At 58.7% G+C, this 25,241-nt stretch carries 19 protein-coding genes and 6 pseudogenes; 14 read left to right on the top strand and 11 right to left on the bottom strand.

All coding sequences use genetic code 11. The features are described from left to right. Positions 1 to 6: 6 nt before the first annotated feature. From DPM33_RS30495 to DPM33_RS30475, 5 genes are all read right to left on the bottom strand, one after another. On the bottom strand, positions 7 to 1,440 hold the full coding sequence (locus tag DPM33_RS30495; protein WP_112101073.1) for an NAD-dependent succinate-semialdehyde dehydrogenase: 1,434 nt from the start codon (positions 1,438 to 1,440) through the stop codon (positions 7 to 9). Positions 1,441 to 1,629: 189 nt separating this feature from the next. Beyond that, positions 1,630 to 2,556: a LysR family transcriptional regulator gene (locus DPM33_RS30490; RefSeq protein WP_112101104.1), complete on the bottom strand. Its 927-nt coding sequence runs from the start codon at positions 2,554 to 2,556 to the stop codon at positions 1,630 to 1,632. Between the two features lie 120 nt (positions 2,557 to 2,676). After that, positions 2,677 to 3,603 (bottom strand): HpcH/HpaI aldolase/citrate lyase family protein, encoded by a 927-nt coding sequence (locus DPM33_RS30485; RefSeq protein ID WP_245442514.1) that lies wholly within the window; start codon positions 3,601 to 3,603, stop codon positions 2,677 to 2,679. Between the two features lie 124 nt (positions 3,604 to 3,727). Continuing rightward, on the bottom strand, positions 3,728 to 4,879 hold the full coding sequence (locus DPM33_RS30480) for a CaiB/BaiF CoA transferase family protein (protein WP_167449271.1): 1,152 nt from the start codon (positions 4,877 to 4,879) through the stop codon (positions 3,728 to 3,730). Positions 4,880 to 4,893: 14 nt separating this feature from the next. Then, positions 4,894 to 6,147, bottom strand: a complete 1,254-nt coding sequence (locus DPM33_RS30475) for a methylaspartate ammonia-lyase (protein WP_112101071.1) — start codon at positions 6,145 to 6,147, stop codon at positions 4,894 to 4,896. A gap of 445 nt (positions 6,148 to 6,592) precedes the next feature. On the opposite strand from DPM33_RS30475, the gene DPM33_RS30470 reads away from it, so the two are divergent. Beyond that, entirely contained in the window at positions 6,593 to 6,856 is a 264-nt protein-coding gene (locus tag DPM33_RS30470) for a hypothetical protein (protein ID WP_146770347.1), read from the top strand. A 73-nt stretch (positions 6,857 to 6,929) separates the two neighbouring features. On the opposite strand, the gene DPM33_RS30465 is transcribed toward DPM33_RS30470, so the two are convergent. After that, a complete protein-coding gene (locus DPM33_RS30465; protein WP_112101069.1) occupies positions 6,930 to 8,102 on the bottom strand; it encodes a M20 aminoacylase family protein in 1,173 nt (390 codons plus the stop codon). A 193-nt stretch (positions 8,103 to 8,295) separates the two neighbouring features. Here DPM33_RS30465 and DPM33_RS37655 point away from each other — a divergent pair. The 3 genes and pseudogenes from DPM33_RS37655 to DPM33_RS30445 form a co-directional block, all read left to right on the top strand. Beyond that, positions 8,296 to 8,466, top strand: a pseudogene (locus DPM33_RS37655) (IS66 family transposase); the annotation flags it as partial. A gap of 76 nt (positions 8,467 to 8,542) precedes the next feature. Then, on the top strand, positions 8,543 to 9,412 hold the full coding sequence (locus tag DPM33_RS30455; RefSeq protein WP_208648472.1) for an IS66 family transposase: 870 nt from the start codon (positions 8,543 to 8,545) through the stop codon (positions 9,410 to 9,412). A 511-nt stretch (positions 9,413 to 9,923) separates the two neighbouring features. Further along, positions 9,924 to 10,803, top strand: a pseudogene (locus DPM33_RS30445) (IS1595 family transposase). A gap of 44 nt (positions 10,804 to 10,847) precedes the next feature. Here the strand turns inward: DPM33_RS30445 and DPM33_RS30440 are convergent. Continuing rightward, complete coding sequence (locus DPM33_RS30440; protein WP_112101067.1) at positions 10,848 to 11,864, bottom strand: LAPAL motif-containing putative phage structural protein; 1,017 nt, start codon at positions 11,862 to 11,864, stop codon at positions 10,848 to 10,850. Between the two features lie 149 nt (positions 11,865 to 12,013). Between DPM33_RS30440 and DPM33_RS30435 the strand changes: the two genes are divergently transcribed. Next, the gene (locus DPM33_RS30435) at positions 12,014 to 13,162 is read left to right on the top strand and encodes an IS91 family transposase (RefSeq protein WP_245442524.1); all 1,149 of its coding nucleotides are present in this window, start codon (positions 12,014 to 12,016) and stop codon (positions 13,160 to 13,162) included. Positions 13,163 to 13,538: 376 nt separating this feature from the next. After that, positions 13,539 to 14,252, top strand: a pseudogene (locus DPM33_RS30430) (IS630 family transposase); the annotation flags it as partial. Between the two features lie 245 nt (positions 14,253 to 14,497). Here DPM33_RS30430 and DPM33_RS30425 read toward each other — a convergent pair. Further along, a pseudogene (locus DPM33_RS30425) lies at positions 14,498 to 15,274 on the bottom strand (IS110 family RNA-guided transposase); the annotation flags it as partial. A 131-nt stretch (positions 15,275 to 15,405) separates the two neighbouring features. On the opposite strand from DPM33_RS30425, the gene DPM33_RS36455 reads away from it, so the two are divergent. From DPM33_RS36455 to DPM33_RS30410, 4 genes are read left to right on the top strand one after another with little or no spacing between them, the layout of a single operon-like run. Next, positions 15,406 to 16,335 (top strand): tyrosine-type recombinase/integrase, encoded by a 930-nt coding sequence (locus DPM33_RS36455; RefSeq protein WP_281004837.1) that lies wholly within the window; start codon positions 15,406 to 15,408, stop codon positions 16,333 to 16,335. Continuing rightward, positions 16,281 to 16,634: a tyrosine-type recombinase/integrase gene (locus tag DPM33_RS37535; protein ID WP_342634385.1), complete on the top strand. Its 354-nt coding sequence runs from the start codon at positions 16,281 to 16,283 to the stop codon at positions 16,632 to 16,634. The genes DPM33_RS36455 and DPM33_RS37535 overlap by 55 nt, the downstream gene beginning before the upstream one ends. Beyond that, positions 16,631 to 17,227: a tyrosine-type recombinase/integrase gene (locus tag DPM33_RS30415; RefSeq protein ID WP_167449270.1), complete on the top strand. Its 597-nt coding sequence runs from the start codon at positions 16,631 to 16,633 to the stop codon at positions 17,225 to 17,227. The genes DPM33_RS37535 and DPM33_RS30415 overlap by 4 nt, the downstream gene beginning before the upstream one ends. After that, entirely contained in the window at positions 17,224 to 18,228 is a 1,005-nt protein-coding gene (locus DPM33_RS30410) for a site-specific integrase (protein ID WP_112101065.1), read from the top strand. Before DPM33_RS30415 ends, DPM33_RS30410 begins: the two co-directional genes overlap by 4 nt. A 110-nt stretch (positions 18,229 to 18,338) precedes the next feature. On the opposite strand, the pseudogene DPM33_RS30405 reads toward DPM33_RS30410, so the two are convergent. Continuing rightward, positions 18,339 to 18,593 (bottom strand): annotated as a pseudogene (locus DPM33_RS30405) (IS110 family transposase); the annotation flags it as partial. Between the two features lie 195 nt (positions 18,594 to 18,788). On the opposite strand from DPM33_RS30405, the gene DPM33_RS30400 reads away from it, so the two are divergent. Both DPM33_RS30400 and DPM33_RS30395 read left to right on the top strand, forming a co-directional pair. After that, positions 18,789 to 19,811 carry an IS110 family RNA-guided transposase gene (locus tag DPM33_RS30400; RefSeq protein ID WP_112101064.1) on the top strand — a complete coding sequence of 341 codons (1,023 nt, stop codon included), beginning with the start codon at positions 18,789 to 18,791 and terminating at the stop codon, positions 19,809 to 19,811. A 238-nt stretch (positions 19,812 to 20,049) separates the two neighbouring features. Continuing rightward, positions 20,050 to 20,196: pseudogene (locus tag DPM33_RS30395) on the top strand (transposase); the annotation flags it as partial. A gap of 102 nt (positions 20,197 to 20,298) precedes the next feature. On the opposite strand, the gene DPM33_RS30390 reads toward DPM33_RS30395, so the two are convergent. Further along, positions 20,299 to 20,766, bottom strand: coding sequence for a GNAT family N-acetyltransferase (locus tag DPM33_RS30390; RefSeq protein ID WP_245442511.1), 468 nt, complete (start codon positions 20,764 to 20,766; stop codon positions 20,299 to 20,301). Positions 20,767 to 20,776: 10 nt separating this feature from the next. On the opposite strand from DPM33_RS30390, the gene DPM33_RS36450 reads away from it, so the two are divergent. Both DPM33_RS36450 and DPM33_RS30385 read left to right on the top strand, forming a co-directional pair. After that, positions 20,777 to 21,034 carry a hypothetical protein gene (locus tag DPM33_RS36450; RefSeq protein ID WP_167449265.1) on the top strand — a complete coding sequence of 86 codons (258 nt, stop codon included), beginning with the start codon at positions 20,777 to 20,779 and terminating at the stop codon, positions 21,032 to 21,034. A 681-nt stretch (positions 21,035 to 21,715) separates the two neighbouring features. After that, complete coding sequence (locus DPM33_RS30385) at positions 21,716 to 23,011, top strand: ATP-grasp domain-containing protein (RefSeq protein WP_112101062.1); 1,296 nt, start codon at positions 21,716 to 21,718, stop codon at positions 23,009 to 23,011. 193 nt (positions 23,012 to 23,204) lie between these two features. Here the strand turns inward: DPM33_RS30385 and DPM33_RS30380 are convergent, their stop codons facing one another. Beyond that, positions 23,205 to 24,968 carry a CocE/NonD family hydrolase gene (locus DPM33_RS30380; RefSeq protein ID WP_245442508.1) on the bottom strand — a complete coding sequence of 588 codons (1,764 nt, stop codon included), beginning with the start codon at positions 24,966 to 24,968 and terminating at the stop codon, positions 23,205 to 23,207. Positions 24,969 to 25,241 lie beyond the last annotated feature (273 nt).

Raw genomic sequence — 25,241 nt, 5'->3', positions numbered from 1 at the left:
GAAAACTCATCCAAATGATCCGAGGCCATTTACCATCTTGAGGATTTGAAAGCTTCGCACCCCCTGCTCGCCGCCCTCGTATCCATAGCCGCTTTGCTTGACGCCTCCATAAGGCGCGTCCGCGGAAACCCCTTTCAGGTAATTCACACTGACAGCGCCTGCCGAAAGGCACTTGATCATCATCTGTTGCGTGTCGGCAGCGCCACTGAACAAATACGCGGCCAGGCCATAATCGGTGGCGTTGGCTTCCTCGATGGCCTCTTCGAGCGTGTCGAACGGCGCGACTGTGAGGATCGGTCCGAAGGGCTCTTCATGAAGCACTCTCGCTTCCTTTGGCACGCCCGTCAGGATGGTTGGCGGCCAGTAAAAGCCCGGTCGGTCGAGGCGGGCGCCACCGGTCTCGATGCGGGCGCCACGATCGAGCGCATCCTTGGTCAGGCGCTGCATGGCCTCGATTCGCCTCGCGTTCGCCATCGGACCCATGTCCGTTGCAGCGTCGTCTGGTAGGCCGATTCTGATTTTGCGGACCGCCTCCGTCATCCGGGACAAAAATTCCTCGTAGAGTGGCCGCGCGACCAGGATTCTGCTGGGGGCATTGCAGCTCTGGCCAGCGCACTCGAATTTGTATTCCGAGATCGCCTGTATGGCCTTTGCGAGGTCCGCATCCTCGCACACTATAACCGGAGAGTGCCCACCCAGTTCAAGAATGCAACGCTGCAAGTTGTTCGCCGCTAGTGCGGCCAGCTGTTTTCCAACCGCCGAGGAGCCCGTGAAAGTCAACACCTTCACGATTGGCGAACCGAGCAGATGCCGCGATATGTGCACCGGAACACCGAAGGCAAGATTGACCACGCCGTCGGGGATGCCTGCTTGGCGCAATGATTCAACGATATGGACAGCCACGCTCGGTGTCTCTTCAGCCCCTTTGAGGATCACCGGGCAGCCTGCAGCCAGCGCCGGAGCGAGCTTGCGGGCGATGAGAACGGCCGGATAGTTCCAGGGCGTAAATGCAGCAACGACGCCGAGCGGCTCCGGGACGATCATCCGGTTCGACCCCATCGGAATAGGGGCCGACAGCTCTTCGGCATGCCTGCCGTTCCATTCCAGCGTTTCGACGGCACGCGTGTACTCACCTGTCGCTTCGGCAATCGTCTTTCCTTGTTCGGCGGTCAGGTCCCTGGCTGCTGATTCAATCTTCGTTGCCAAGATTCTTGCGGCTGCTACCAGGATCTCGCCACGTTCTTTTGCAGGCCGTGAAGACCAAGCCTTGCGGGCGCGTTCTGCCGAAGCCAGGGCCTCATCCAGATCCGACACCGTCGCCGAGGCCACCGAGGCAAATACCTTCTCCGTTGCCGGATTAATCACCGGCAATGTGGCTCTGCTACCACCGGCCCGCCATTTGCCGTTGATGAAGAGCTCGTGGCTCCTGACGTCGGACATCGCGTGCTCCACTTGTGGGAATTCCAGCCATGCGAGTGCCGTTCCACGTTGAAACCGGCAACACGCTTGAGCCAGTTTCATCGCGACGGTCGCGGCGGGTCAAATATCGATTAGTGCCGAAATCCATCTGGAATCCAGATCGATCTAATCCAATGGCAAAAAAGGTCGTGTTTTATAGATCGACGGCTGTCAGGCCGCGTCAGGAGCCGCGGCTGCCCAGCCCCGGCTCTCAATTAATTCTCTGGCGACCTTGGGGATGAGCTTGCGGACCGCGGAGACGGCCGCGGAGCGCTCATCTTTCGGATTTACAGCAAGCACGACGGAGCGGGTAATCACCGGATCGACGATCTTGACGGTCCGCACCAGCCCCTGAGAGGCTTCTTTCTGGACCGCGGACGGGGCCAGAATAGAATAGGCTTTTCCCTCTATAACCATGTTGATGATCGTTGAGAGCGAGTCCACTTCAAACTCGACGTCCAGCACGCAACCGTGTTGCGCCACGACGTCAGCCACAGAACGCCTGACGTTGTTATTGCGCATGGGAACCGCCAACGGGAACGCATGCAGGTCCGCCAGGCATATCGCATCTTCGAAAGGCGGCTCGCCGGATGGGACCACCAGACAAAGGTTTTCGCGCGCTAGCACCGTCATTCGCCCTACACTGTCCGCCGTGCGGTAGAGAACTGCCAGATTGAAGCGTCCAGCAGCCATCCACTCCTCTAGCGGTCCAGTCATACCCTCGACCATTTTGAGGGACACTTTGGGCAGTTCGTTTCTTACCGACTCAAGCAGCGGGCCGCTTAGGACTCGAGCAGCTCCAGACGGAATGCCAATAGTCACCTCCCCCGCCGGGGCAGTAGCTGTGTTGGTTAATTCCACCTCGGTCAGCCGAATTTCCCTGAGAATCGCCCGCGCCCGCTCCAGGAGTTTGGCTCCCGACGCCGTGACACTCACGCCGGTCCTATCGCGTATCAGCAACTGGGTGCCGAAACCTTCCTCCAGTTGGCGCACATGTAGGCTCAGCGCACTCTGGGCGACATTGAGGAAGCCGGCGGCCTTCGTAAAACTGCCTGCTTCAACCACGCCGACGAAATATCTTAACTGCCTGATGTCCACGATGAAGAAATCCAGCCGCGGCATGATCCCCAGCGCCTTCGTATCTATCTCGAAATGAGATGGCAGGGAAGTCACAAAGCTGTAATAATTTCACAAAACTGTAATAGTATTGCTGTGAAACTAGCGCCTGTCCGGCCGCTGATTGGTTGGTCGGTTATTGCTGGCGAGAGCCAGGATCTCATGGGCGCGCCGCACCACCGGCGGATCGATCATCTTGCCGTCCAACGAGAATGCAGCCCGTCCATGCGTGGCGTCATCGTTTTCCGCAGCGACGACGCGACGGGCCCACTCGAGTTCTCCTGCGCTTGGCGAGAATGCCTCATTGAATATGGCCACTTGTGTCGGATGGATCGCCAAGGCTCCGACAAAGCCAAGCCGCCGCGCACGCGTCGCGGCTTCACGAAGTTTATCACTATCGGAGAACTCGCCGATGCTCCCTACGAAGCCCAGTGGCAGCAAGCCAGCCGCACGGGCGGCAAACAAAACAGAAAGGTTCGGCGCCAGCAGAAGGTCGAACTCAGGGGCGCCGCCGACAGCGGCACTGAAGTCTTCGGGACCGAGCGCCATTGCGACCATCCTGGGATGCGCCAACGCAATGGCCGCGAGCCTTTGCAAGGCGCCCGGGGTCTCGATCTGGGCAAGGAACCGGATGCGTCCCCGCGGAAGACTTCTTTCCCGTTCAAGTTCTGAAACTGCATTGGCGATCTCTAGTACCCACTCTGCCGAGTCCGTCTTCGGAAGAACAAGCGCGTCAACACCCGCTATCACTGCTGCATCAAGGTCGGCCGCTAAAGCGCGCAAACCATGATTAACGCGGACCAAGACAGATGCGCCTTTCCGGCCCACCTTGGCCACGCATTCAGGAAGCTGCCGCCGTGCTTCTCCCTTCTGATCCTGGGGAACGGAATCCTCGAGGTCGAGTATGACGCCATCCGCACCCCGCTCATGGGCCGTCTCCACAAAGCGCGGTATGTGAGTGGGTACGAAGAGCAGGGATCTCCAACGTGGTACAGCGGTTTCAACTGACGGAAGGGTGTCCGCGATCATGGAGTGACCTCTGCAATCAATCTTAGCGAGCCTGACGGTAGCGGGCTTGCTGGATAGCCGACGCGCTGAGATGACCCGAGGTACACAGTTTTCGCAAAAGCACTCCCCATACTCAGACGCGCGCTCAAGCTGACGCGGCTCTGTCGCGCAGAAGCCCCAGAACCTCCTCGCGGACAGCCTCAGTATGAGCGCCAAGAGCCGGAACTGGGCGTAGCGAGGGCTGCTCATAATTGAAAATTGCCGCCGGCGCGATCGTCTCGACGCTTCCTTCAGGCGTGCCAATCTCGACTCTGCGGACATGTGGATGCTTTGAAACATCCGCCACTTCGCTTAGTCGACCATATGCCAGTCCGGCCGCCTCAAGCTCCTGCATTGCTTCCTGGCAGGATAGTTCAGAGAACCGCCGGTCGATGAACTTATCAAGTTGCGCACGGTGACTGAGCCGCTGCATATTATCGGCAAAACCAAGTGCGCGTGTAAGTTCCGGCTGCTTGAGGAACTTCTCGCAAAAACTCACCCATTCGCGGTCATTCTGAACCGAAAAGATGACGTCCTTACCATCGGCACAACGATAGGCGCCATATGGCGCCAGAGACGGGTGTTTCACGCCGGCGCGTACCGTGTGGTAGCCACTGTAGTCGCTTTGCAAAACCGGAACATTCATCCAGTCAGCGACGGCATCGAACAGCGACACCTGAATGCTGGTCCCTTCACCGGTGACCTCGCGGTGATACATCGCCTGAAGAATGGCGCTGTGCGCTGTCATGCCCGCTGAGATGTCACAGACCGAGACCCCTACACGTGCGGGCCCTTGTTGGTTGCCGGTGATCGCACATAGACCTGTTTCGGCCTGGACGATGAGATCATAGGCTTTCAAGTGTGAATAAGGCCCCTTGTCACCGAAACCCGAGATGTCACAGGTTATCAGGCGCGGAAATCGACGACGCAGGTCAGCAGACCCGAAACCTAGTTTTTCGATGCTGCCCGGCTTGAGATTCTGGATAAAGACGTCAGCAGCGGCAATGAGCGTGTCGAGTACCTCGCGGTCCGCCTCCAACCTCAGGTCCAGACACACCGATTCCTTACCCCGATTAAGCCAGACGAAATAAGCACTCTGCCCTCGGACCAACTTGTCGTAGCTTCGGGCAAAGTCCCCTTCGGGTCGTTCGATCTTGATCACCCGGGCACCGGCATCCGCGAGCCTAGACGACGCGTAAGGCGCGGCCACCGCCTGCTCCACGGCTACGACAGTGATCCCCTCAAGAGAGTTCTGCATGCGACACCGTGTTTTCATCCAACGTTTTCATTTTTGTTCCGACGACGGTTCAGCATCGCCAGTAACCGGTTCTGCTCGTTCCCGACGATGGAATATGCCTCGTCGACACCCATTCCGGGCTTCGCAAGCATCATGTCGGCCTGGGTTGCCACCGATACGTGGACAGAAGCCTGGGCGGAGAGATCCGTCTCTGTACAGCTTCCTCCGACATACGCTCCGATTTGGTTGGCCTTGCAAATGAGGACGGCACGAGCCGTGTCGGCTATTGAGCCGACATCTGGAGTCTTGATTTGTACGAAATGCGCGCCCTTCGCTTCGGCAAAGACCCGAATGTCCTCAAGCGTATTGCATCTCTCATCCACGACAACGCGTGCGCTCGAACCCCGGTTGTCCAGAATCGACACGATCTCGGCGTAATTCTCAACTTGAGCCTTTGTCGAACCAAAATCCGCCGGAGACTCGATATTGAGCAAGAAACCCGGAACGGCATCTGCAACCTTGCAGATAAAGTCGGCGATGCGTTGCGGACCCAAGCCGAATTCCTGGCCGATCCAGCCATAAACATCGAAGTGCAGCACCGGCTGATAGCCCGGGCGGCCGATCACGCGCGTGCGCGCTGCAACCGATTTCACAAACTCCACGAAGGTCTGGCCGTTGACGCCGAATTGCCGACGTGAGTTGACTAGACCGTGGGGAAGAACATCCACGGACCTCAGAATCATCTTATCGACATTGGTTTCCCGAGCATCGCCGCTCTGGCAGTAAATCGGAACCCTGCGGGTCGGCAGCGGTAAGTCAAATTCGGCGCAAATAACCTCTGCCATGGTGGTACGCTGGAGATAGGCCGCGGCTCGAAGCAATGCTTGGCTGACCCCGTACTCAAGCGCGAGGGGCAGCCGCCCGCGTTCGAATGGCTCGAAAACCTTCGTGCAGGCATCAAGGTAGCGAGACGTGTCGACATCGATAAGTCGTGGTACCATGACCCGCGCGGTAAGATCCGAGATTTGTTTGATGTCGAACACGGGATCGCGTCCACCGGCTCCAGAATATTGAACACTCATCATGTCGCCCCAAACGACCGTGTCGTCGACAAGGACAAGCCCGATGCTCAGCGAAGACGCCGGAACGCGGATAGAGGTAAAACCGGACGTTAGTGGTTCGCCAAGATAGATGAAGCCATCCTGCGAGGCGCCGGCCCTGATAGCAGCCTGGTCGTCATAGAAAAATGCACCGCTGCCCGGCGCGAGGAGGACGTCTTTGATCTGCACTTGCTTCGCTCGATTTCTGCTTGACTACGTTAAAGAAAGGTGCGGCAAAATCCTGATAGCAGTATGCGCAATATGGCATTGAGGTCGCCAATATAATGTCCCGGATGGTGCCATCGCATTTTCAGATGGCCGGCGGCTGTCCGAAAGGGATCGGTGGCTTGACCGCTGTTTGAGCGCCGACGGCCCGCGTGATGGACCTTTTTGCCGAATGTGCTCTGAACGAGATCCGTATGCTCCCTCAGGCGCGGTACCGCGATCGAGATGTCGACCGCGCAGCGGAGCAGTCAGTTCGGGACCCGCACCGAGGCCAACTCGCCACCAAGTGGAGCTGGGCGAGCGCTAACGATTTCCGATGTCTCAGGTCATTGGGCATCGCAGCCTGCCATGACCGCCGTTGGATAACTTTCATACGGCCACGTCAATGTTGCAGTCCCCGCAAGCCTGCTTGACCACGTTCAGCCTGCGCATCATGGTCAAGAATTGCTTCCTTGGCGTAATGACTCATAACGAATTCCCCGATTTGACTGCAATTATTCATAGAGTCGCTCTCGTTGGGCGCGAAACGGGTCTTGGTTCGCACAAACACGCTCCTAGGCGGCTGAAGGACCATATATTCGCGCCTACTTCCATCACGGCCCATGGCTTTGCGCTGGCCTTGAACGAATATGAGAAGGCTCCGCTTGATCAGTCAAATGCGGTGTTGATATAGGCCCATCTAGCATCGAGGTTGGAGATAGGCTGCCAATTTGAGCCGCGAAGCTTCGGCGCGTGGTGTGGTCGCTTCAAGGCGCGAGCTTCGTCTCGACAAGTTTGATCCAGTAAGAAGTCCCGTACGGGATGGCTTCGTCATTAAAGTCGTAAGCCGGATGGTGCAAACCGGCGCTATCCCCATTTCCGCAAAGGATGTAAGCTCCTGGACGAGCTTCCAGCATGAAACCGAAGTCTTCAGCCGCCATGATCGGTCGGTTGAGATGGACATTGGCTTCCCCGACTAGGTCCTTCGCGACTGCTAGTGCTGTCTCGGTCTGATCAGGATGGTTAAACGTTAACGGCGCACCGCCAATAAATGACAATCCGATTTGTGCGCCGGTCATCTTTGCCGTACCCGCAACAATCTCGCTCAATCGAACCTTGATTATTTCGTGCACTTCAACTGAAAGGGAGCGTATCGTGCCGCGTAGAACAGCTGATTGTGGAATCACGCCCGGTGTTGAGCCGGCGTGAAATTCGGAAATCGAAACTCCCGCTGCTTCCAAGGGATCCAAGTTTCGAGCCACAATTTGCTGGACAGCTGTTATAAGCTGAGCGCCGACTAGAACCGCATCAATACAGTCGTGCGGTGCAGATGCGTGACCGCCTAGCCCCTCAATGTTTATCTCTACGACATTGTAGGCGGCCATCATGGGTCCTGACCGAATGCTAAATGATCCCAACGCGAGGCCTGGCCAATTGTGCATCCCGAACACTTCCGATACATCGAAGCGTTCCATCAAGCCGTCCTTGATCATGGCAGCAGCGCCAGCTTCCTCTTCTTCAGCAGGCTGGAAAATCAAGACGGCGCTGCCACGGAAATTGCGTGTTTCTGCGAGGTAGCAGGCAGCACCCAGCAACATAGCTGTATGGCCGTCATGGCCACACGCATGCATTTTACCGGGAGTCTGTGACGCGTAGGGTAGGCCGGTCGCCTCTAGAATGGGCAGCGCATCCATATCCGCCCTCAACCCAATCGACATGCTTCGACTTGAGTCTGATTGTATCCGCCCTTTGATGACGCCCACAACGCCTGTACGCCCGATCCCTTCGACAACTTCATCGCAGCCAAACTCACGCAGGCGAGAAGCGACGAACGCAGATGTTCGATGGACATCATAAAGGAGTTCGGGATGCTGATGCAGGTCTCGCCGCCAACCTATGATATCCGGGTGCAAATCGGCTACGCGATTGATAACGGGCATACGAATAACCCCCTTGATTCAGCATTGAACGTGGCACGCGTGCGGTAGCAGGTCAAATATGAAATGTTGTCCGTATCCATACAGGATTCAGATGGATATATATGGTGGCCTGCTCCCGGTTTTTCGGACACGCGGTTACACTAGCAAAGCTTGTTCTCGAACCAGACGGAGGGCAGATATAGCCGGACGTTAAGTGCCTTCGCAAAGGGTCATAGAAGAGCTGCCGGGACTGCGAGGCCATCACCCAGCCGACGATGCCCAGCCTGCCGATCGAGCGCGGCAGACCCGGCCAGGGCTGATCGCCCACGTGCTGGCCTCCAAATATTGCGACCACCTGCCTTTGAACCGACAGTCCAGCATCTACGCCCGCGAGGGCGTCGACCGGGATCGATCGACCCTGGCCGACTGGGTCGGACGGGCCGCCGGGGCTGGTGGCGCCGGTGGCCGAACGCATCGGCGACTACGCTCGCGCCGGCCCGGCCATCCATGCCGACGACACACCGATCCCGGTTCAGGATCCCGGACGCGGGCGCACCAAGAGCGGCCGGCTATGGGTCGTTGTGCGCGACGAAGGCACCTGGGGCTCGCCCAATCCGCCGGCGGCTTTCTATCGCTACTTGCCTGACCGCAAGGGCGAGCACGCCCAAGCCCTGCTGGCGCCGGCATCCGGCTTCCTGCACGCCGACGCCTATGCCGGCTTGGACAAGCTCTACGAACCGGATCGGATCACCGGTCGTCCGCGCCTGGAGCCGGTCGCGTGTTGGGCCCATGCCAGGCGCGAACTATTCGACGAGCACGCAAAGACGACATCGCCGATCGCGCGTCAGGCACTGGACAAGATCGGCACGATCTTCGCCGTCGACCGCGAGATCAACGGCCGCAGCGCTGCGGTTCGTCTGGCTGCGCGCCAGGCTCAAAGTGTGCCACTGCTGGCCGACCTCAAGAATTACGTGGAGGCCAGCCTGGGCAGGATCAGCCGCAAGGCGGACCTCGCCAAGGCCATCCGCTACAGCCTCAATCGCTGGAAGGTCTCTGCCGCTTCAAGATGGCCGCCGGAGCCTAAGAGCGAGAAGCGCACCGAGATCATCGATGGCCGTGTCCGCAAGAGCTATGGTCATGGTAAGCCGGCCAGCCAGTGGGCGGTGGTGCTCAAGGACCATCACGAGCGCTATATCGGATGGAGCGAGTACGAACGGAACGAGCAGCTGCTCGCCGCAGGATATCCCGTCTATCGCTGCGATCGTGGCAACCAGATGATGGCGAAGGCGCCTTGCATGTCGTTCAACTGCTTTCGCACCGATGCGCGGTGATCCGCGAAGCCTTGGAGGCGGTCGCGCCGATGGCGATGGAGACGGCGTTGGAAGCTGAACAGATGCAGCTGGAGAGCGAGGCCAGGCGCCGGCAGACGATGGAGCTGAATCGGTAGCAGGTGCACTACGAGGCATCGCTCGCCGAGCGCCGTTATGCGGCCTGCGACCCCGAGAACCGCCTCATTGCGGCGCAGCTCGAGATGAGCTGGGAAGCGACGCTCGGCGCGTGGAGAGCTGCGAGGTTCGCCCGAGCGAGGTCCAGCGCGTGGAATCGGTCGATGCGGTTCCAGACTTCACGGGGCTCGCGAAAGATCTTGAAGCCGCCTGGAATGCACTAGAGCGGTTCGGCTTTTGACAGAATCGAAGAGGGATTGATCGGGATAGGGGGACGCCTCACGGCGCCGCCCCTCCCACACCACCGGGCATACGGGTCCGTACCACGGCGGTTCGATCGGATTAAGCCGGATGTATCCCCTTGAAACATGTAGCATGAAGTGCTATATGTTGTCGCATGAGCACGACCCCTAAACCCGAAACCCTCAAATCGTTCCTCGAACGGTTCCCGACCGATGATTCGTGCCTCGATCACCTCATGGCGACGCGGTACGGCAAGCGGCACGTTTGCGCCAAGTGCGGCGAGGAAGCGAACTTCCATCGCGTGAAGTCGCGCCGCTGCTACGAGTGCGATTTCTGCGGCTATCAGGTCTACCCGACTGCTGGCACGCCGTTTGAAGCTACGCGCACTTCCTTGCGCGATTGGTTCACGGTCATGTTCCTGTTCTGCACGTCCCGCAACGGCGTGTCAGCCAAGGAAGTCCAGCGCACTATCGGCGTGACTTACAAGACCGCTTGGCGCATGTGCAACCTGATCCGCCAGTACATGGGCTACGTTGACGGCGACACGCCGCTTGGCGGCAAGGACGGCGGCATCGTTGAAGCCGACAAGATGTTTTACGGCGGCAAGGACAAGATGGGCGAGGATGACAAGACGGTCGTTTTCGGCGCCATCGAACGCGGTGGCGAGGTCATCACCCGCGTTCTGCCGGGTGGCCGTAAGCATGTGATGCCGGCGATCTTCGCTTGGGTAAAGCCCCGGCTCGCGTATCGCGACGGATGAGGCTGGCGCGTTCCGCGAACTGTCAGAGCTTGGCTATCTGCATGGCACCGTGAACCATCGTTCCGGCGAGTACGTGAACGGCGCTGTCCACACCAACAACATCGAAGCTTTCTGGTCGCACGTTAAGCGTTCTATGCGCGGGACTTACGTGGCCGTTTCGGAGAAGTGGTTGCAGACCTACCTTTGGGAGTTCGAGTTCCGACAGAACCTGCGGAAGCATCCGCACTTGATGCTTGACCTTTTGCTGCAATCGTTCCCGCGCCCGGGACCGTGAGCGGTGGCTTGGTAGCCATCGCTTTCAGGAGGCGGTTGAAGCGGCTATTTGGGCTGCTCATCATTGGGGCCTTGAGTTGGCGGATTGAGAGGCAGTTCGGATTGCCTCAGTTGCGGTTCGGCCGGAACAAACTTGATGACCTCAAGAATCTTGTAGCTCGGCTTGCCCCTAACGCCCTTGTCATCGACATCTACCGTGATTTCAAGTTTCACCTGGTAGCTATCATGGGTCAGAGAGCCGCCGCGCTCAAGCGCGTCGTGGGCAATGGTCGTTTCAGAAATGTCGGCATAGATGACATCGGTTCCGAGCCAGAAGCGCCAGAGTTCGGCTTTCTCATCATAGACCGGGGAATATACACTCAGCCACGCTGTGGTGATGTCGACGTCCGGCTCTGTTTCCTTGGTCTCGGCAATGCCAGTCGTGCACGACGCAACGATGTCTTCTACTTCGTTTGGCTCAATGGTTACGACCAGCTTGTCGTTGTCGCGGACTTCCATGTGGTCAAATCCATCTTGCCCTATCGGCAAGAAGGCGTCGCGCGTGGCTCGTAGGGCCTTTGGGTTGACGGAGAGGTTATAGATCGTCTTGTTCACGGTGACGGTGTTGTGGTCACCCTCGACGCGGACGACAACATTACCCTCGCCGCTTTCGTCGCGTAGCTCGGTTACCTCTGCGGTTTTTCTGCCCTTCTTCCACTTTAGGAAGGCCAGATAGCTAGTAACAGGGACAGACCCGGCACCGCTTATGATGCCGAGCCATTCAAGGATGTCCTTTGCATCCTTTACACTGTCGAGGTGCAGAAGGGTTTTGACCTGTTCGTAAAACCCGATGACCAGCTCAAAATTGATATTGAAGCATTTGTGCTCGAAGTCGGAGACGACAAATACGTTAGCCTTAGCCTTCTTGCCGTTGAACTCGCCGTTCGCCTCTCGCATAAGTTTGCCGAAAGCAAGCAGGGCCGGTGCGAGCGCATCGACGCTAATTGAGTGGTCGTCTTTTCGTTCCGCGCCTGCGTAGGCAATGGAAAATTCGTGCCTACTCACTTCGGTAACCTCTGGCATTGCTCGTCTCCCCCCAATTGCCGAGAGACGATATATGAACATTTCGCCGGCCGGTTGTGGAGTCCGATTCGCCCCATCACCGCGCCGTCAGAGCATTGCCATGTTCTGACACGTTTGTGTTCATTTTTCGTTTCACATGTTCGAAGGGGATACATCCGTATCGACAGGCCCATGACGGCCATCTCGGGCGCGTCGAGCGCCGCACGATGAGTGCGATCGAGTTATGCCGGACCGCCGAACTGGGCGGTCATGTCGAGGGCTGCCGCTCCTGCGGGTCGATTCGCGTGGCCTACAATTCCTGCCGCAACCGGCATTGCCCCAAGTGCCAGGGCCAGGCCTGCCGGGACTGGCTCGCCGCGCGGCAGGACGAGCTTCTGCCGGTGCCCTACTTCCACGTGGTGTTCACGCTGCCGGTCGAGGTCGCCGCAATCGCCTTCCACAACAAGACGGCGCTCTATACGATCCTGTTCAAGGCGGCGGCCGAGACGCTGCGCACGATCGCCGCCGATCCCAGACCTCTGGGCGCTGAGATCGGCCTCATCGCAGTGCTGCACAGCTGGGGCCAGACGCTCACCTACCATCCCCACCTGCATTGCATCGTGCCGGGCGGTGGCGTCTCGCCGGACTGCACACGCTGGATCTCGTGCAGGCCGGGATTCTTTTTACCCGTGCGCGTGCTGTCGCGCCTGTTTCGCCGCCGCTTCCTGGAGGAACTGCGAGTGGCCCATGATGCGGGCCGGCTGGGCTTCTTCGGCGATCTCGCCCATCTGGCAAAGCCCGACGCCTTCGCCCGCTTGCTCGCTGAAGTCCGTCGCCTCGAATGGGTCGTCTACGCCAAGCCGCCCTTCGGCGGGCCGCAACAGGTGCTGGCCTATCTTGGCCGCTACACCCATCGCGTCGCCATCGCCAACTCCCGGCTGGTCGGCATGGCCGACGATCGCGTCGCGTTCCGCTGGCGGGATTATCGGCATGGCGCCAGGACGAAGGTCATGACGCTCGATGCCGATGAGTTCATCCGCCGCTTCCTCCTGCACACGCTGCCCGACGGCTTCCATCGCATCCGTCATTACGGCTTCCTCGCCAACGGTCATCGCGTCCCCAAGCTCGGCCTGTGCCGCCGACTGCTGGCCAGCCAGCAGCAGAACAATCTCGAACCGAGTGCCAAAAGCGCCGCTGTCGCCGCCGAGCGCCTGGCGTTGACGCATCGCTGCCCATGCTGCGGAGGGGCGATGGTCACGCTCGCCACCTGGCGATGCGGGCAGGCGCCGCCGACCCCCTTCTGGAATGACACCTCATGATCACGCTGAGTGCGTCCACATCGTCTGGTTCGGCACCCGTCGCCATGCGCGCCGGCACCCAGACCTTTGTACCACCGCACAAAGCCGCAAGCAGCCAGACCAGCGGTAGAGGTCCACAGCGATGGACAGCATGGCGGAAGGCAAAACCGTGATGGCGTGAACCGTCAGACAGGTACAGTGGCTCGGCCTGGCAAAGACAATACCCACCGCTCCGCAGGACTACAATCCCCATAGCGCCAGACCGACCCGCGGCTCCGTTCAATCCGGCTTGCAATGAGGTCCGACGGCGTGCCAAGCGGCTCCGTCGAGCCAACGGACCTCACAGAAGCCTCTAGATTCCGGAGAGGCTGATTTTGTGATTCAAGATGCTGGCTGGATCGGAGGCCAGCATCGGATGACGCGACCTCTTTCGAATGATCTACGTGAGCGTGTTGTTGTGGCGATCGCGGCTGGTGAGAGCTGCCGCACGGTTGCGGCTCGTTTTGGCATAGCGGTGTCGTCGGCGGTGAAGTGGTCGCAGCGCTATCGGGCGAGTGGGTCGGTCGCGCCCGGCAAGATGGGCGGCCATCGCAAGCGGGTTCTGGAGCCGCACCGGGCCTTCATCGTGGAGAGGATCAATCAGACGCCGCATCTGTCGCTGCATCGGATAAAGAACGAACTTGCGGCGCGCGGTGTGAAGGTATCGCACGATACGGTGTGGCAGTTCCTGTGGCGCGAGGGTTTGCGGTTCAAAAAAACTCTGTTGGCCCTTGAGCAAGCCCGCGCTGACATCGCGCGACGGCGACAACGCTGGCGTTCCTGGCAGTCCGGTCTCGACCCACGGCAGTTGGTCTTCATCAACGAAACCTGGATCAAGACCAACATGGCGCCGCTGCGCGGTTGGGGGCCGAAGGGCAAACGCCTGCGCGGCTTGGCTCCATACGGCCACTGGCGCACGCTGACCTTCCTCGGCGCGCTGCGCTGCGACCGGCTGACTGCACCTTGCGTCTTCGACGGGCCGATCAACGGCCAGTGCTTCCGCGCCTATGTCGAGCAGCAGCTCGTGCCAGTGCTTGAGCCGGGCGACATCGTCGTCATGGACATGTGTGGACGCCCCCGTTGGTGCAAGAGAATCTTTCGAAGAGCACGGAGCGTGGTCGGGTGCTGACATGTGTCCGGCCTCTGTTGCGGCTGTCATATGCCGCGGGCCTGTATGGGAGTTCGCGGAGCGGGTCCAAAACAATCTGGCGCGCTCAAGGCGCGTATCCATGATCTGGTTTTCCCGATCCCGTCTCGTTGACCGTGGCGCCATACTCTCCTTTGGACCTTCTCACACCTTCAAGCCCAGCAGCGATATTATCCCGCTACCGCCGGGGCCCGATAAGTTCCCCCTTTCGCCATCAATGCCCACACGATGCGCGCCGTCTTGTTGGCCTGGGCGACGATCACCAGCATGGGCGGCTTGCGCTCAAGCATCCGCGAGAGCCAAAGATCCCCCGTCGATCCCTTCCGCATGGCCCAGCGCACGGCGGCGCTCGCCCCGATGATCAGCAGCCGACGCAGGGTTCGTTCACCCATCCGGGACGTCTCGCCGAGCTTCTGCTTGCCGCCTGAGGAGCGTTGCAGCGGCGTGAGGCCGAGCCACGCCGCAAAGTCTCGCCCCCTCTTGAAGGTTGTCGCCGATGGAGCCAGAGCAGCAAGTGCCGTCGCGGCGATCGGCCCTATGCCGGGAATGGTCATCAATCGCCTGGCTTCTGCATCCTCCTTGGCACGCCGGGCGATCTCACGGTCGAGCACGGCCACTCTCTCATCCAGCGACCGCAACTGTGCAACGAGCAGAGACAGGATCGGACGGGCAGCTTCGGGGATGGCGGTACCTTTGTCCTCAATCGCCGCGACAAGCTTGGCGGCATGGAAGAGACCCTGTGCAGCCACGAGACCGAATTCGGCAAGATGGCCCCGTATCGCATTGATGGTCTGAGTCCGCTGACGAACCATAAGATCGCGAACGCGGAACACCATTGCCGCGGCCTGCTGCTCTTCGCTCTTTGCCGCTACGAACCGCATGGTAGGCCTCTGGGCTGCTTCGCAGATCGCCTCAGCGTCAGCGGCATCGTTCTTCTGCCGCTTCACTAATCACGAGGTCCTCATAATGCGGAGGAGCGCGGCCTGATCGGCGGATTCTCGCCGTTTTCGGATCGGCTTGCTTTGCATTATTCGGTGCCGAACCTCTGGGGGTCAATCGACCAACAGAGGAGCCGCCAATGCCCGATATTCGTCACGAACTAATTGCCGCACTCAATTCCTCCCTTATCAGTCAGCGATACAGCCCGGTCGTGGTGAGGAACTACTGCACCTACGCATCTGGATTTCTCGATTATCTGGGACAGCGGGGCATCTTGGCCGCGAACGTGATCGACGTGCATGTAGAGCAATACCTGCGGCACGCGATCGCAATGTTCCAAAAACAGCGTGGTCGACGTCCCAGCGCACGCTGGCACGAGGTTCCGCGCTCCGGAATTCATGCCCTGTTGCGGCTTGCTCACGGTCAATGGCCACCAGCCATCGAGCCGACCTGCGCGGCCGATGTGGCTCGATTTGTAATTTGCGACGAATACGAAATCTGGCTGCGTGAGGAACGCGGGTTGGCTCGCTCCAGCGTCGCAGCGTTAATGTGGGAAGCCCGGAACTTCCTTGCTTGGCAGATCGATCACGGAAGCGGCGGCTTGGTGGGGCTGAGCGTCGTTGACGTAGACCGTTATATGGATCTGCGCGCACCGAAACTGACGCGCTGCTCGCTGAAGTCTGTCGCACAGCGGCTTCGCTCGCTGCTGCGTTATCTCCACATCACAGGTCGCGTCACGACGGACCTGTCAGGGCATGTGATAGCTCCGACGCTTTATGCATATGAAGGAGTACCGTCAGTCCTGGATCGCGGCCAGATAGTCGCTGTGCTGGAGAGCGCGAAGAAGGACGGGACATCGGCGGGGCTGCGGGACCATGCGATCCTGCAACTCCTTGCAACATATGGGCTACGGTCTGGAGAAATCCGCAAACTGCGGATTGAGGACATCGACTGGCGGATGGAAGCCATCCATATTCGCCACCACAAGACGCGAGCCAGCACATCGCTGCCCCTATGGAGCCGGTCGGCGAAGCAGTGCTTGCTTATCTGCGTTCCGGGCGGCCCATGACGGACGCCAGGGAAATCTTCCTCCGCACACGCGCGCCATATCGCAAGCTCGACAAGCTTTACAGCGTGGTTCGCCGGCGGCTCCGTGACGCTGGCGTCCAACCGCCTGGCAAGTGTGGACCCCATATCTTCCGTCATGCGCGGGCGGTTGAGATGCTGCGGGTCGCGGTGCCTCGAAAGGTCATCGGCGACGTGCTGGGACACCGTTCGACAGGATCGACGGCTCCCTACCTCAAACTCGCCACCGAGGATCTCAGGGCCATCGCGCTTGACGTGCCGGGAATGGAGGTGCTGGCGTGACCGCCCGCTGGCCCGATCCCAACCGCGCAATCATTGGCCGTCATGTCGAGACCCTTGATCTGCGTAGCATGAAAAGCCGCCTCGATCTTGGTGACCTTGACCTGCAGGGGAGCACGATAACCATCCGGCAGACCAAGTTCTTCAAGACCCGGATCCTGCCGCTACCCGACAGCGTTGTAGCCGAGCTCTGTGCCTACATCGATGCGCGGCGGCGTGCCGGTGGATCACAGGACGCGCGCTCCGGCGTGTTCTGGCACGAGCGAGGTGATGGCCATTACACACCGGAAATGATCACCTGGTTGCTCTCTGACGTCATACGCCGAGCGGGGTTGAAGCCATTGCGAGGAAAAACAGGGCCTCGCGTTCATGACCTGCGCCACTCGATGGTCGTGAACAGGATCCTCGAATGGTACCGGACGGGCATCAACCCGCAGGATCGCCTGCCGTTCCTCGCGACCTATCTCGGTCATAGGGATATCAACTCTACCCTGGTCTACATCACCGTCACGCAGGACCTGCTGCATTGCGCAAATGAGCGGTTCCGGGCGGTTGGCGCACCATGCCTCAATCTGGGGCAGGAGGCGCGGCCATGAGCAAGGTTGATCGGTTCCCGGACCTGATGCGCGCGTTCTTCTACGAATGGCTGGTCGAGCAGCGCAACGCGTCCATCCATACGGTTCGATCATACCGCGACACCTGGCGGTTGTTGCTTTGCTTCGTTGCACAGCGTGCTGGGAAGAAAGTGGCTATGATCATGCTGGCCGATCTGACCGCCAGCGAAATCGCCGCGTTCCTCCGCCACGCCGAACATGAACGTGGCGGTACGATCGGCACGCGTAACTGCCGGCTTGCTGCGATCCGCAGCTTCTTCCACTTCGTGGCCACCAAGGATCCCGGATCGATCGCGCAATGTGTCGAAATCCTCAACATACCGATCAAGCGCGCTCCGGTGTCGGAACCGAGCTATCTGGATCCGGCGGAAGTGACGGCAATCCTCGGTCAGCCAGACCGTTCGACCGTTGAGGGCATGCGTGATCATGCGCTGCTCTCGTTCCTCTACAACAGCGGCGCACGAATACAGGAAGCGCTCGACCTGTGCCCCGAAGCAATCCGGTTCGAAAGCCCGAACTGCGTGCGCCTAACCGGCAAGGGCCGGAAGGAACGTATCTGCCCGCTCTGGCCGGAAACCGTGATGTTGCTGAAGAAACTGCTTGAACGGCAACCACGGGCGGCCGACCAGCGGCTGTTCGTCAACCGCTATGGTGAGCCGCTCAGCGCCTCGGGGGTCCGGTTCAAGCTCGCCGCCTACGTGAAGGCGGCAGCCGAAACCATGCCAACGCTGCGAGCCAAGCATGTAACGCCACACGCATTCCGGCACGCCACCGCCGTGCACCTCATCTCGGCGGGCGTCGACGTTACGGTCATCCGAAGCTGGCTCGGCCATGTGAGCCTCGACACTACCAACCACTATGCCAGGGCCAATCTGGAAACGAAGCGGAAAGCCCTGGAGCAGGTCACCGCTCCAACCACACCCGGCGGCCAGCCATCTTGGAAGCGCGATGCAAGCGTGCTCGCTTGGCTCGACACGCTCTGAAATAATGCGGAGGAACATCGACAAAAAAGGCGAAAATCCGCCGATCAGACCGTGCTCCTCCGCATTATGAGGACCTCGTGATTAGTCAAGTTATGACGAGGTGAGCATAACTTCACGAAAGGCTTCACATATCCCGGCGCGATTAGCCGGGCATCGTGCCCAAGCTTCGCAATCTCCCGCGCCCAGTAATGACCGCCGGCGCAGGCCTCCATGGCCACCGTGCAAGCAGGCTGCGCGGCAAGAAACTTGAGCACCAGGTCACGACGCAGTTTCTTGCGGAAGGCCACGGCTCCCGATCCATCCGCGCCGTGCATCTGGAACACGTTCTTCGCCAGATCCAACCCGATTATGCTAACTTCCAACATGGACGCCTCCGTTCAAGTGATGATCAACGACACCACTTTGGCACAGCGATGCCGTGAGGGGGCGTCCACATGGGGTAATCGCCGGAGCGGCGCCCTGAGAGCCAAAATCATGTTCCTGAAGGGTGGCTGTTCCCCGATAAGATGAAATACGGGCTCACGACTGGACGCCGGGCCCAGCATCAACGGAGAACAGCCATGACAGAATATATCGGTCTCGACGTGTCGATGAAAGAGACGGCAGTGTCGATCCGACGTGAAGGCGAACGGATCTGGCGCGGAAAGTGCGCATCTGATCCCACCATCATTGCCGAGCTTGTCCGCAAGCGGGCGCCTGGCGCAAAGCGCATTGTATTCGAAACCGGCCCTCTGTCGGTGTGGTTCTATCATTCTCTGCGCAGCGCGGGGTTGCCAGCAGTCTGCATCGATGCTCGCCATGCCAAAGCGGCGCTTGATATGGCGGCAAACAAGACGGATGCGAATGACGCCGATGGTTTGGCGCATCTTGCTGAAGCTGGGTTCTTTCGCGAGGTGCGCGTGAAAGGCTTCGACAGTATGTTGACCCGCACGCTCGTGGCAGCACGCACCCGACTGGACCGGATCACCGTCGATCTTTCCAACCAGATCCGCGGGATCATGAAAACGTTCGGCCTGCTCGTCCCAGCGGGTAAGGGAACCACGTTTGAGAAGAACGTTCGGGGCCTTCTTGTCGATCACAAGGAACTTGCTCCTATCGTATTACCGATGCTGGAGGCCTGGCGCGGCATTCGCATTCGCGCCGCCGAGCTCGGGCGACAACTGGTTGCGGATGCTCGTCAAAGCCAAGCCTGCCGCGCCCTCATGTCGATCCCCGGCATCGGCGTGATCACCGCAACCTCTTTCGTCAGCGCCATTGAGGATCCAAACAACTTCAAGAAGTCCCGCTCTGTCGCCGCTTGGATCGACCTGACAACCCGCCGATACCAATCGGGAGAAATCGATTATGACGGCCATATATCCCGGCGCGGGGATCGACATCTGCGGGGGCTTCTCTACGAAGCCGCGGCGGTCATCCTGACACGCTGTTCGACCGAAAGCAGCCTGCGTACATGGGGCCTCAAGCTCCGGGAGAGGATCGGCTTCAAACGAGCCGCCGTGGCCGTGGCGCGCAAATTGGCGATCATGCACACGATGCTCAAGACTGGCGAGCTCTTCAATCCGAGTGCAGGAGCCGCGGCGTAAATCCAGATAGCGTTCAGAATCTGAGCGCCTGAGGCGTCCCTGCCGGGACGTGAGCCGAGCCATTCCGTTGATGGGGTTGCACTGCTGTCTCAGCAAAGTGCGTCGTCCACATTGAAGGCTCGTCCCGCGAAGCTCCATCATGCGGCGGCCGATGTCGCGCGAAGACAACCATGCACCCGGCAGCGCCGTATCAGCGCGATAGATGCTTGACGCCCAAGCCGCGATTAGACAACCCATCAATCTCGGCTCCCACAAGTCGGCAGCCATCCGGCAGATGATCCGCGCCGCAGGCGCCAGGCTCTGGTACCTGCCGCCATACTCGCCAGATCTCAACCCGATCGAGCAGGCCTTCGCCAAGATCAAGCACTGGATGCGAACTGCGCGGTATCAATCGGGAGGCCTATCTCGCCAATGATCATCTCCACCAAAGGTCTGAATCCCAGCCGCACCTCAACGTCACATCACACGATTCCCGGCGCGCTCCAAATTAGCTGACACTAGGCGCTTTCAAGCGCCCGCGAGCCTGCGTATCCCACTCCGGCCTTAGTAGCGACAGCACCAGCATATCGCGATGCTGGCCGCGGAAGAAGGTGCTGCTGCGCGCCACCCCTTCGGCAACAAAGCCGACGGCCTCGTAGGTGCGCCGCGCCCTGATATTGTCAGGGAAACAGCTAATCCCAAGCCTATGGACGGCGGTCGCCGTGAACGCCCTATCTACTACGGTACGCATCATTGCCGTGCCCAATCCTCTGCCCGGCTCCGCGACAGCAACGCGCTGTACAAGTGTGGAGTGCTCGGGCGAAGCCCAGCCGCACAGGATGGCGAAACCAAGCGGCGTTGTGTCGCCTTCGGCGACAAAGTAAGCATAACGCGAATCCGCGAGAGTCGCCATATGGCGGGCCTCCTCCCAGCGACCGACCAGCGCTTCGTATCCCTCCAACCGCTCCGTGCGCATGATGAATGGGATGTCGGTGAAGGTCGCCCGCCTCACGCTCATTGGAACATTCCTTGATCGATACTTTGAAACCATCGCTCGCAAAATCGGTGGACAGATCGGACCAAGTACACGAGTCTTAATGTTTGTCAGCCACGTATTCGGCGAAACGTCAGAGTCGCTTGGACAGCTTGCTTGCGCTGAGATGGATGTGTGTGCCTCGGATGCGGCGTTCATGTCGCTCGGAATGATTGCAGCTATGCCGATCCCCGAAGAATTCAATATATGAGCTACCCGCCTCGTCCCAAATGGTCGTCCCAACTGCCCGTGTAAACACAGTGGGAAACGACCGCCCATAGCGATCGGACTCATGGGCTATAAACACGTGGTTGTTCATTTTAAGATTCCCTAGCCTCAGTTATACAGACGCCCTTCAAAACCTCCAGCGCCATCACGTCTGCATGCCGATATCGCTCGATCAATGCCTTAGAACGAACTCGGTTCTAGAGTTTTCGTGCAGGCGTGAATACTACGGCATTTAGTAGTTGACACATCGTCCATCTCTTCCAAGAGAATTTTTGCCATTGAATCAAACGCTAGATCGACAACGTTCGCGCCACCAGGCGGTGTAGTGGGTGCTAATTTAGTAAGACCGCTCGCGCGCGCACCCTGGATAGCGCTGTAGATGCTATGGGCGGCTGCGAGTGTGTTGGCGTCCCTCAGCTCCGAAAAAGGTGCTCACGATCCTCTGAAATCGTTGCTGATGATCCCGCGAAATCCTTGCTCACGATCGCTTGAAATACGCTCGACACGGCCGGTCATTAAGGCGTTGCAACAAATACCTTAAATGATTTTACCGAATCTTTGCGACCACAAATCGCTGACAATGGTACGTTCGCCAAGGCTGGGGTTAGGCACAGATGCCTTTTACGCTTATAGCTCGAACAGCGCGCAACGGAGATCGATGCCAATGCATAGAAGAGCGCTCATCCTGGTTGAAGGCCATAGTGGTAACGGTCTGCTGTATGTTCAAGCAGCCCAGCGCCTTGGCCTTCATCCGATTACCCTGTCAGCTCATCCAGCTCGGTACGACTATCTTGCAACTGAAAGCGCTGAGGTAATCCGTGTCGATACAGATAATCTCGATGCGCTCATCCACGAATGTTCCCGCCTGGGTGCAACCTATCAGATTGCTGGCATTACAGGCTTTTCGGGCGACGACGAGTTGGCTTATGCTATGGTTGGCAAGCTCTGTCAGCATTTCGATCTACCGGGCCCTGACCCCGCATCGGTTGAGCGATGCTGTGACAAATTCGTCCAGCGTCAGGTCCTTGCGGAGGCCGGCGTGCCAATGCCTGCCCATCGCGTGGCGGCAAATGCGAAGCACGTAGAAAGTGCTGCCGCGGAAATTGGCCTACCGGTTGTTCTCAAACCTGCCACGGGCAGCGGCAGTATAGGTGTCCGATTGTGCCGCAGCGTTGATGAGTTAGCCAAACATACGAGCTACCTATTGGACGGGACGCATATATGGCGGTCTTCGCCGAGGATACTTGTAGAAGAATTCGCAAAAGGCAAGTTTTATTACGCTGACATAATGGGAAATGAGGTATTCGAGATCGCCGCCGCTGACTTCGGTCCCCCACCCGACTTCGTCTTTCGTGAGTTTGCGTACCCGGCCCCGATAACTGCCGACGATTATAAGCGTATCTGCGGTATTTCGTTGAGCTGTTTGCAAGCTCTTGGTCTGGGCTGGGGCCCGACTAACATTGAATTCCGTTGGACGGAGCGCGGCCCAGTCGTCATTGAAGTCAATCCGCGGCTTGGGGGCGCGCCCGCATCTCAACTGCCTCAGCTGGCTTACGGTGTCGATCTCATCACCGAGCACATTACGCTTGTCACGGGCGACGCATCGAATTTGCACAGAAGGCGTTCGCATACAGCTGCCGCGCGGTACCTCCTTCCTGATCGCGATGGCAACCTCGATTGGATCGATGGAGGCGGTCAGGCGGCTGCGGTATCAGGTGTCGCCGAGGTCAAATTCTATGTTAAGCCAATGACGCCGATCGTGAGGAAAGGCGATTACAGAGACCGCATCGGGCATGTTGTTGCAGCTTCACCGACCCTTGCTCAGACTGAGGCGATACTTGAGCAAGCCGTCGACTTAATTAGTTGGTCGATCTCACCATTTCCGACCCGTGGCGAACAAGGACAATCAGGAGCCCTTCGCCTTCCCGCACGAACGGAGGTGGCGCTGCCCAAAAAGTGATCGCATACGGAAATCGTAACGATCAACACTGGCGGCCACAATAATTGCAGCCACTATTTCCTGTCGTGATAGTCCCATGCCGAACGATACAGGAAAAACTTTGCTGCCGCGCGCTCCGGCAACAACGGTTCGTCTACAGGATATGATTAATCGCGACGCGCTTTAGTGGTTGCCAGCAGCGCTGCGCTGAAGCTTAACGGGTCGGCAGTCCGCCGGGCTCAAATTCAGCTTCTTTTCGGCAAGGTTTCGCTCGCTGTATGCCACGTTCTGGCGCAGACGCGCGGGCCTTCGCCCCGGGTACAATGGGCAGGATGATGCTCGAGGGATACTTCTCCGAGTGATAGACCCTATTAATAGATGCGGCACCGATTGGAAGGCTACCGATGGATTGTTTGATGATAGGGTTAGGAGCGCCAATAGTTATCTCAAGTCTGTGCCCTTCTCGGACGACATGACCGATCGGGCAGACCGACATTTTTATTTCGTATATTGTGCCGGGCTGAAGTTTTTTGCATTCGCGGAATAGATGAACAATTTCGTCCGAAGTTGTCCGCTGTTCATCGATAGCGCGCAGCGACGCGCGCAGATGGCCTGACTGCAGGAAGAGTACGTCGCCATCAGGCCCGACGTCCTTCAATGTTAGTTCGATGTCTGTGTCATCCCCATCATCAATGCTGAGGTAGAGCAAAACTTGCGGACTTCCAAGCAGCGTCGTATCCGAAGCGGCCACATCCGTTCTGTAATTCAACACGCCCTGCTGATATGGCTTAGCTGCGAATTGCTCATTATTGCCGTAGAGTTCTGCTCCCGTCGGATACAGGTACGCGCGAGAGCCCTCAGACGGCGTGGCACCTGGTTTGTCAGGCGATATCCTGGCATCGGCCGTGAGGTAGTACGGGCGACGCTCGACCATTGGTTCTGGCCAAGCCTTGTGATGTGTAACCCAACCCGCAACCTGCTTCTTTGGATCTCCTTCGGGCTCCCAGGCTTCCCAATAAACAGTCACGGGAGGTTCGTTTTCAAGTCCATTCTCTACGCCCTTCACCCAACGTTCGAGGAATTTCATGCGCTCATTGTCGACAAGCAGAGGAGCTTGTGGCCCAAGTGCTCCGGTTCCTCCGTGGTCGCCGTCGATCATGACAAGCTTCTTATGCTGTACGTTCGGCATAAATTGAGTGATTACTCGAGCGCTTTCCCTAGCGGCATGGCGGTCCTGCCAAGCGGCAATAAGCATAGTGGGTACTCGGACCTTGCCAGCCACCTCTTCGCACGCCAAACAGATTGAATCCCACCATTCATCATTTAGTGGATGACTGCGAATTTCGTTGTAGAATAAACTTTTGACCTGCTGCCGGTCGCTTCCAAGAATCGCAGAGCACTCGATATCGCCCGCTTTTATCCGGTCACTCACTCCGCTAGCCTGACTGATAAACTGACTCGTAAAAGCCCATTTTAGATTATAAAGTTGCAGCATTCCGCCTTGGTAGATCCACTCATAGGCGTCGAACATGCCGGCCGCTATGATTGCCCTCAAATGAGGCGGCTGTTCTGCCGCAACCCACATTTGAACCGTGGCCGCTGATGAATTGCCAACCATCCCGACATTGCCGTTGCTCCAAGGCTGTTTAGCAATCCATTCGACAACTTCCGCACCATAGATTCCTTCTTTCCGGTCGAACCATGTTTCGATGACACCTTCCGAACAGCCAGTCGCGGGGAAGTTGGCACCGACGAAGGCGTAGCCGGCATCTAGAAACGGCTTCGCAACTTCGAAACGGGTCGCACTTGCGTCATACGGAGAATACAGGAAAACGGTCGGGTGGCGGCCTGACTTGGGGTGGTAAGAAATGTACGCGACGCGCATTCCATCCTGCATAGTCACGTAGCCAATGGCGTGCGCCACGTCGGCTTCAGTTTGAGCATCAGGTGTCATCTGGGTTTGCACTCGTATTTTCATTCTCATTGCTTCGTTTTGGGATTTAAGGAGTTGGAGAGATTTTTCATTATTCCGGCTGATCTATCTGGGTGCGAGGTCGGATCGACCTCAGCCGCGTTAAGGAAAAGGTCGGTGGCCATCACAAGCCACCAGCGGCTGAAGGGTTCCCGGATCGCCCCTCCTTCTCGAACCATCCCAGGTTTCATCGATGGACTAGAGGATCGGTTTCCGAACAATGGTCTAATGGTCTGGTCGCAATTTGGATCGACCCAACAACATGCATGGACGCCCTCC

It is taken from the genome of Mesorhizobium hawassense (assembly GCF_003289945.1).
Taxonomy (GTDB): Bacteria; Pseudomonadota; Alphaproteobacteria; order Rhizobiales; family Rhizobiaceae; genus Mesorhizobium; species Mesorhizobium hawassense.
Note: the sequence above shows the minus strand (reverse complement) of the source record. Positions and strands in the feature narration are given on the sequence as shown.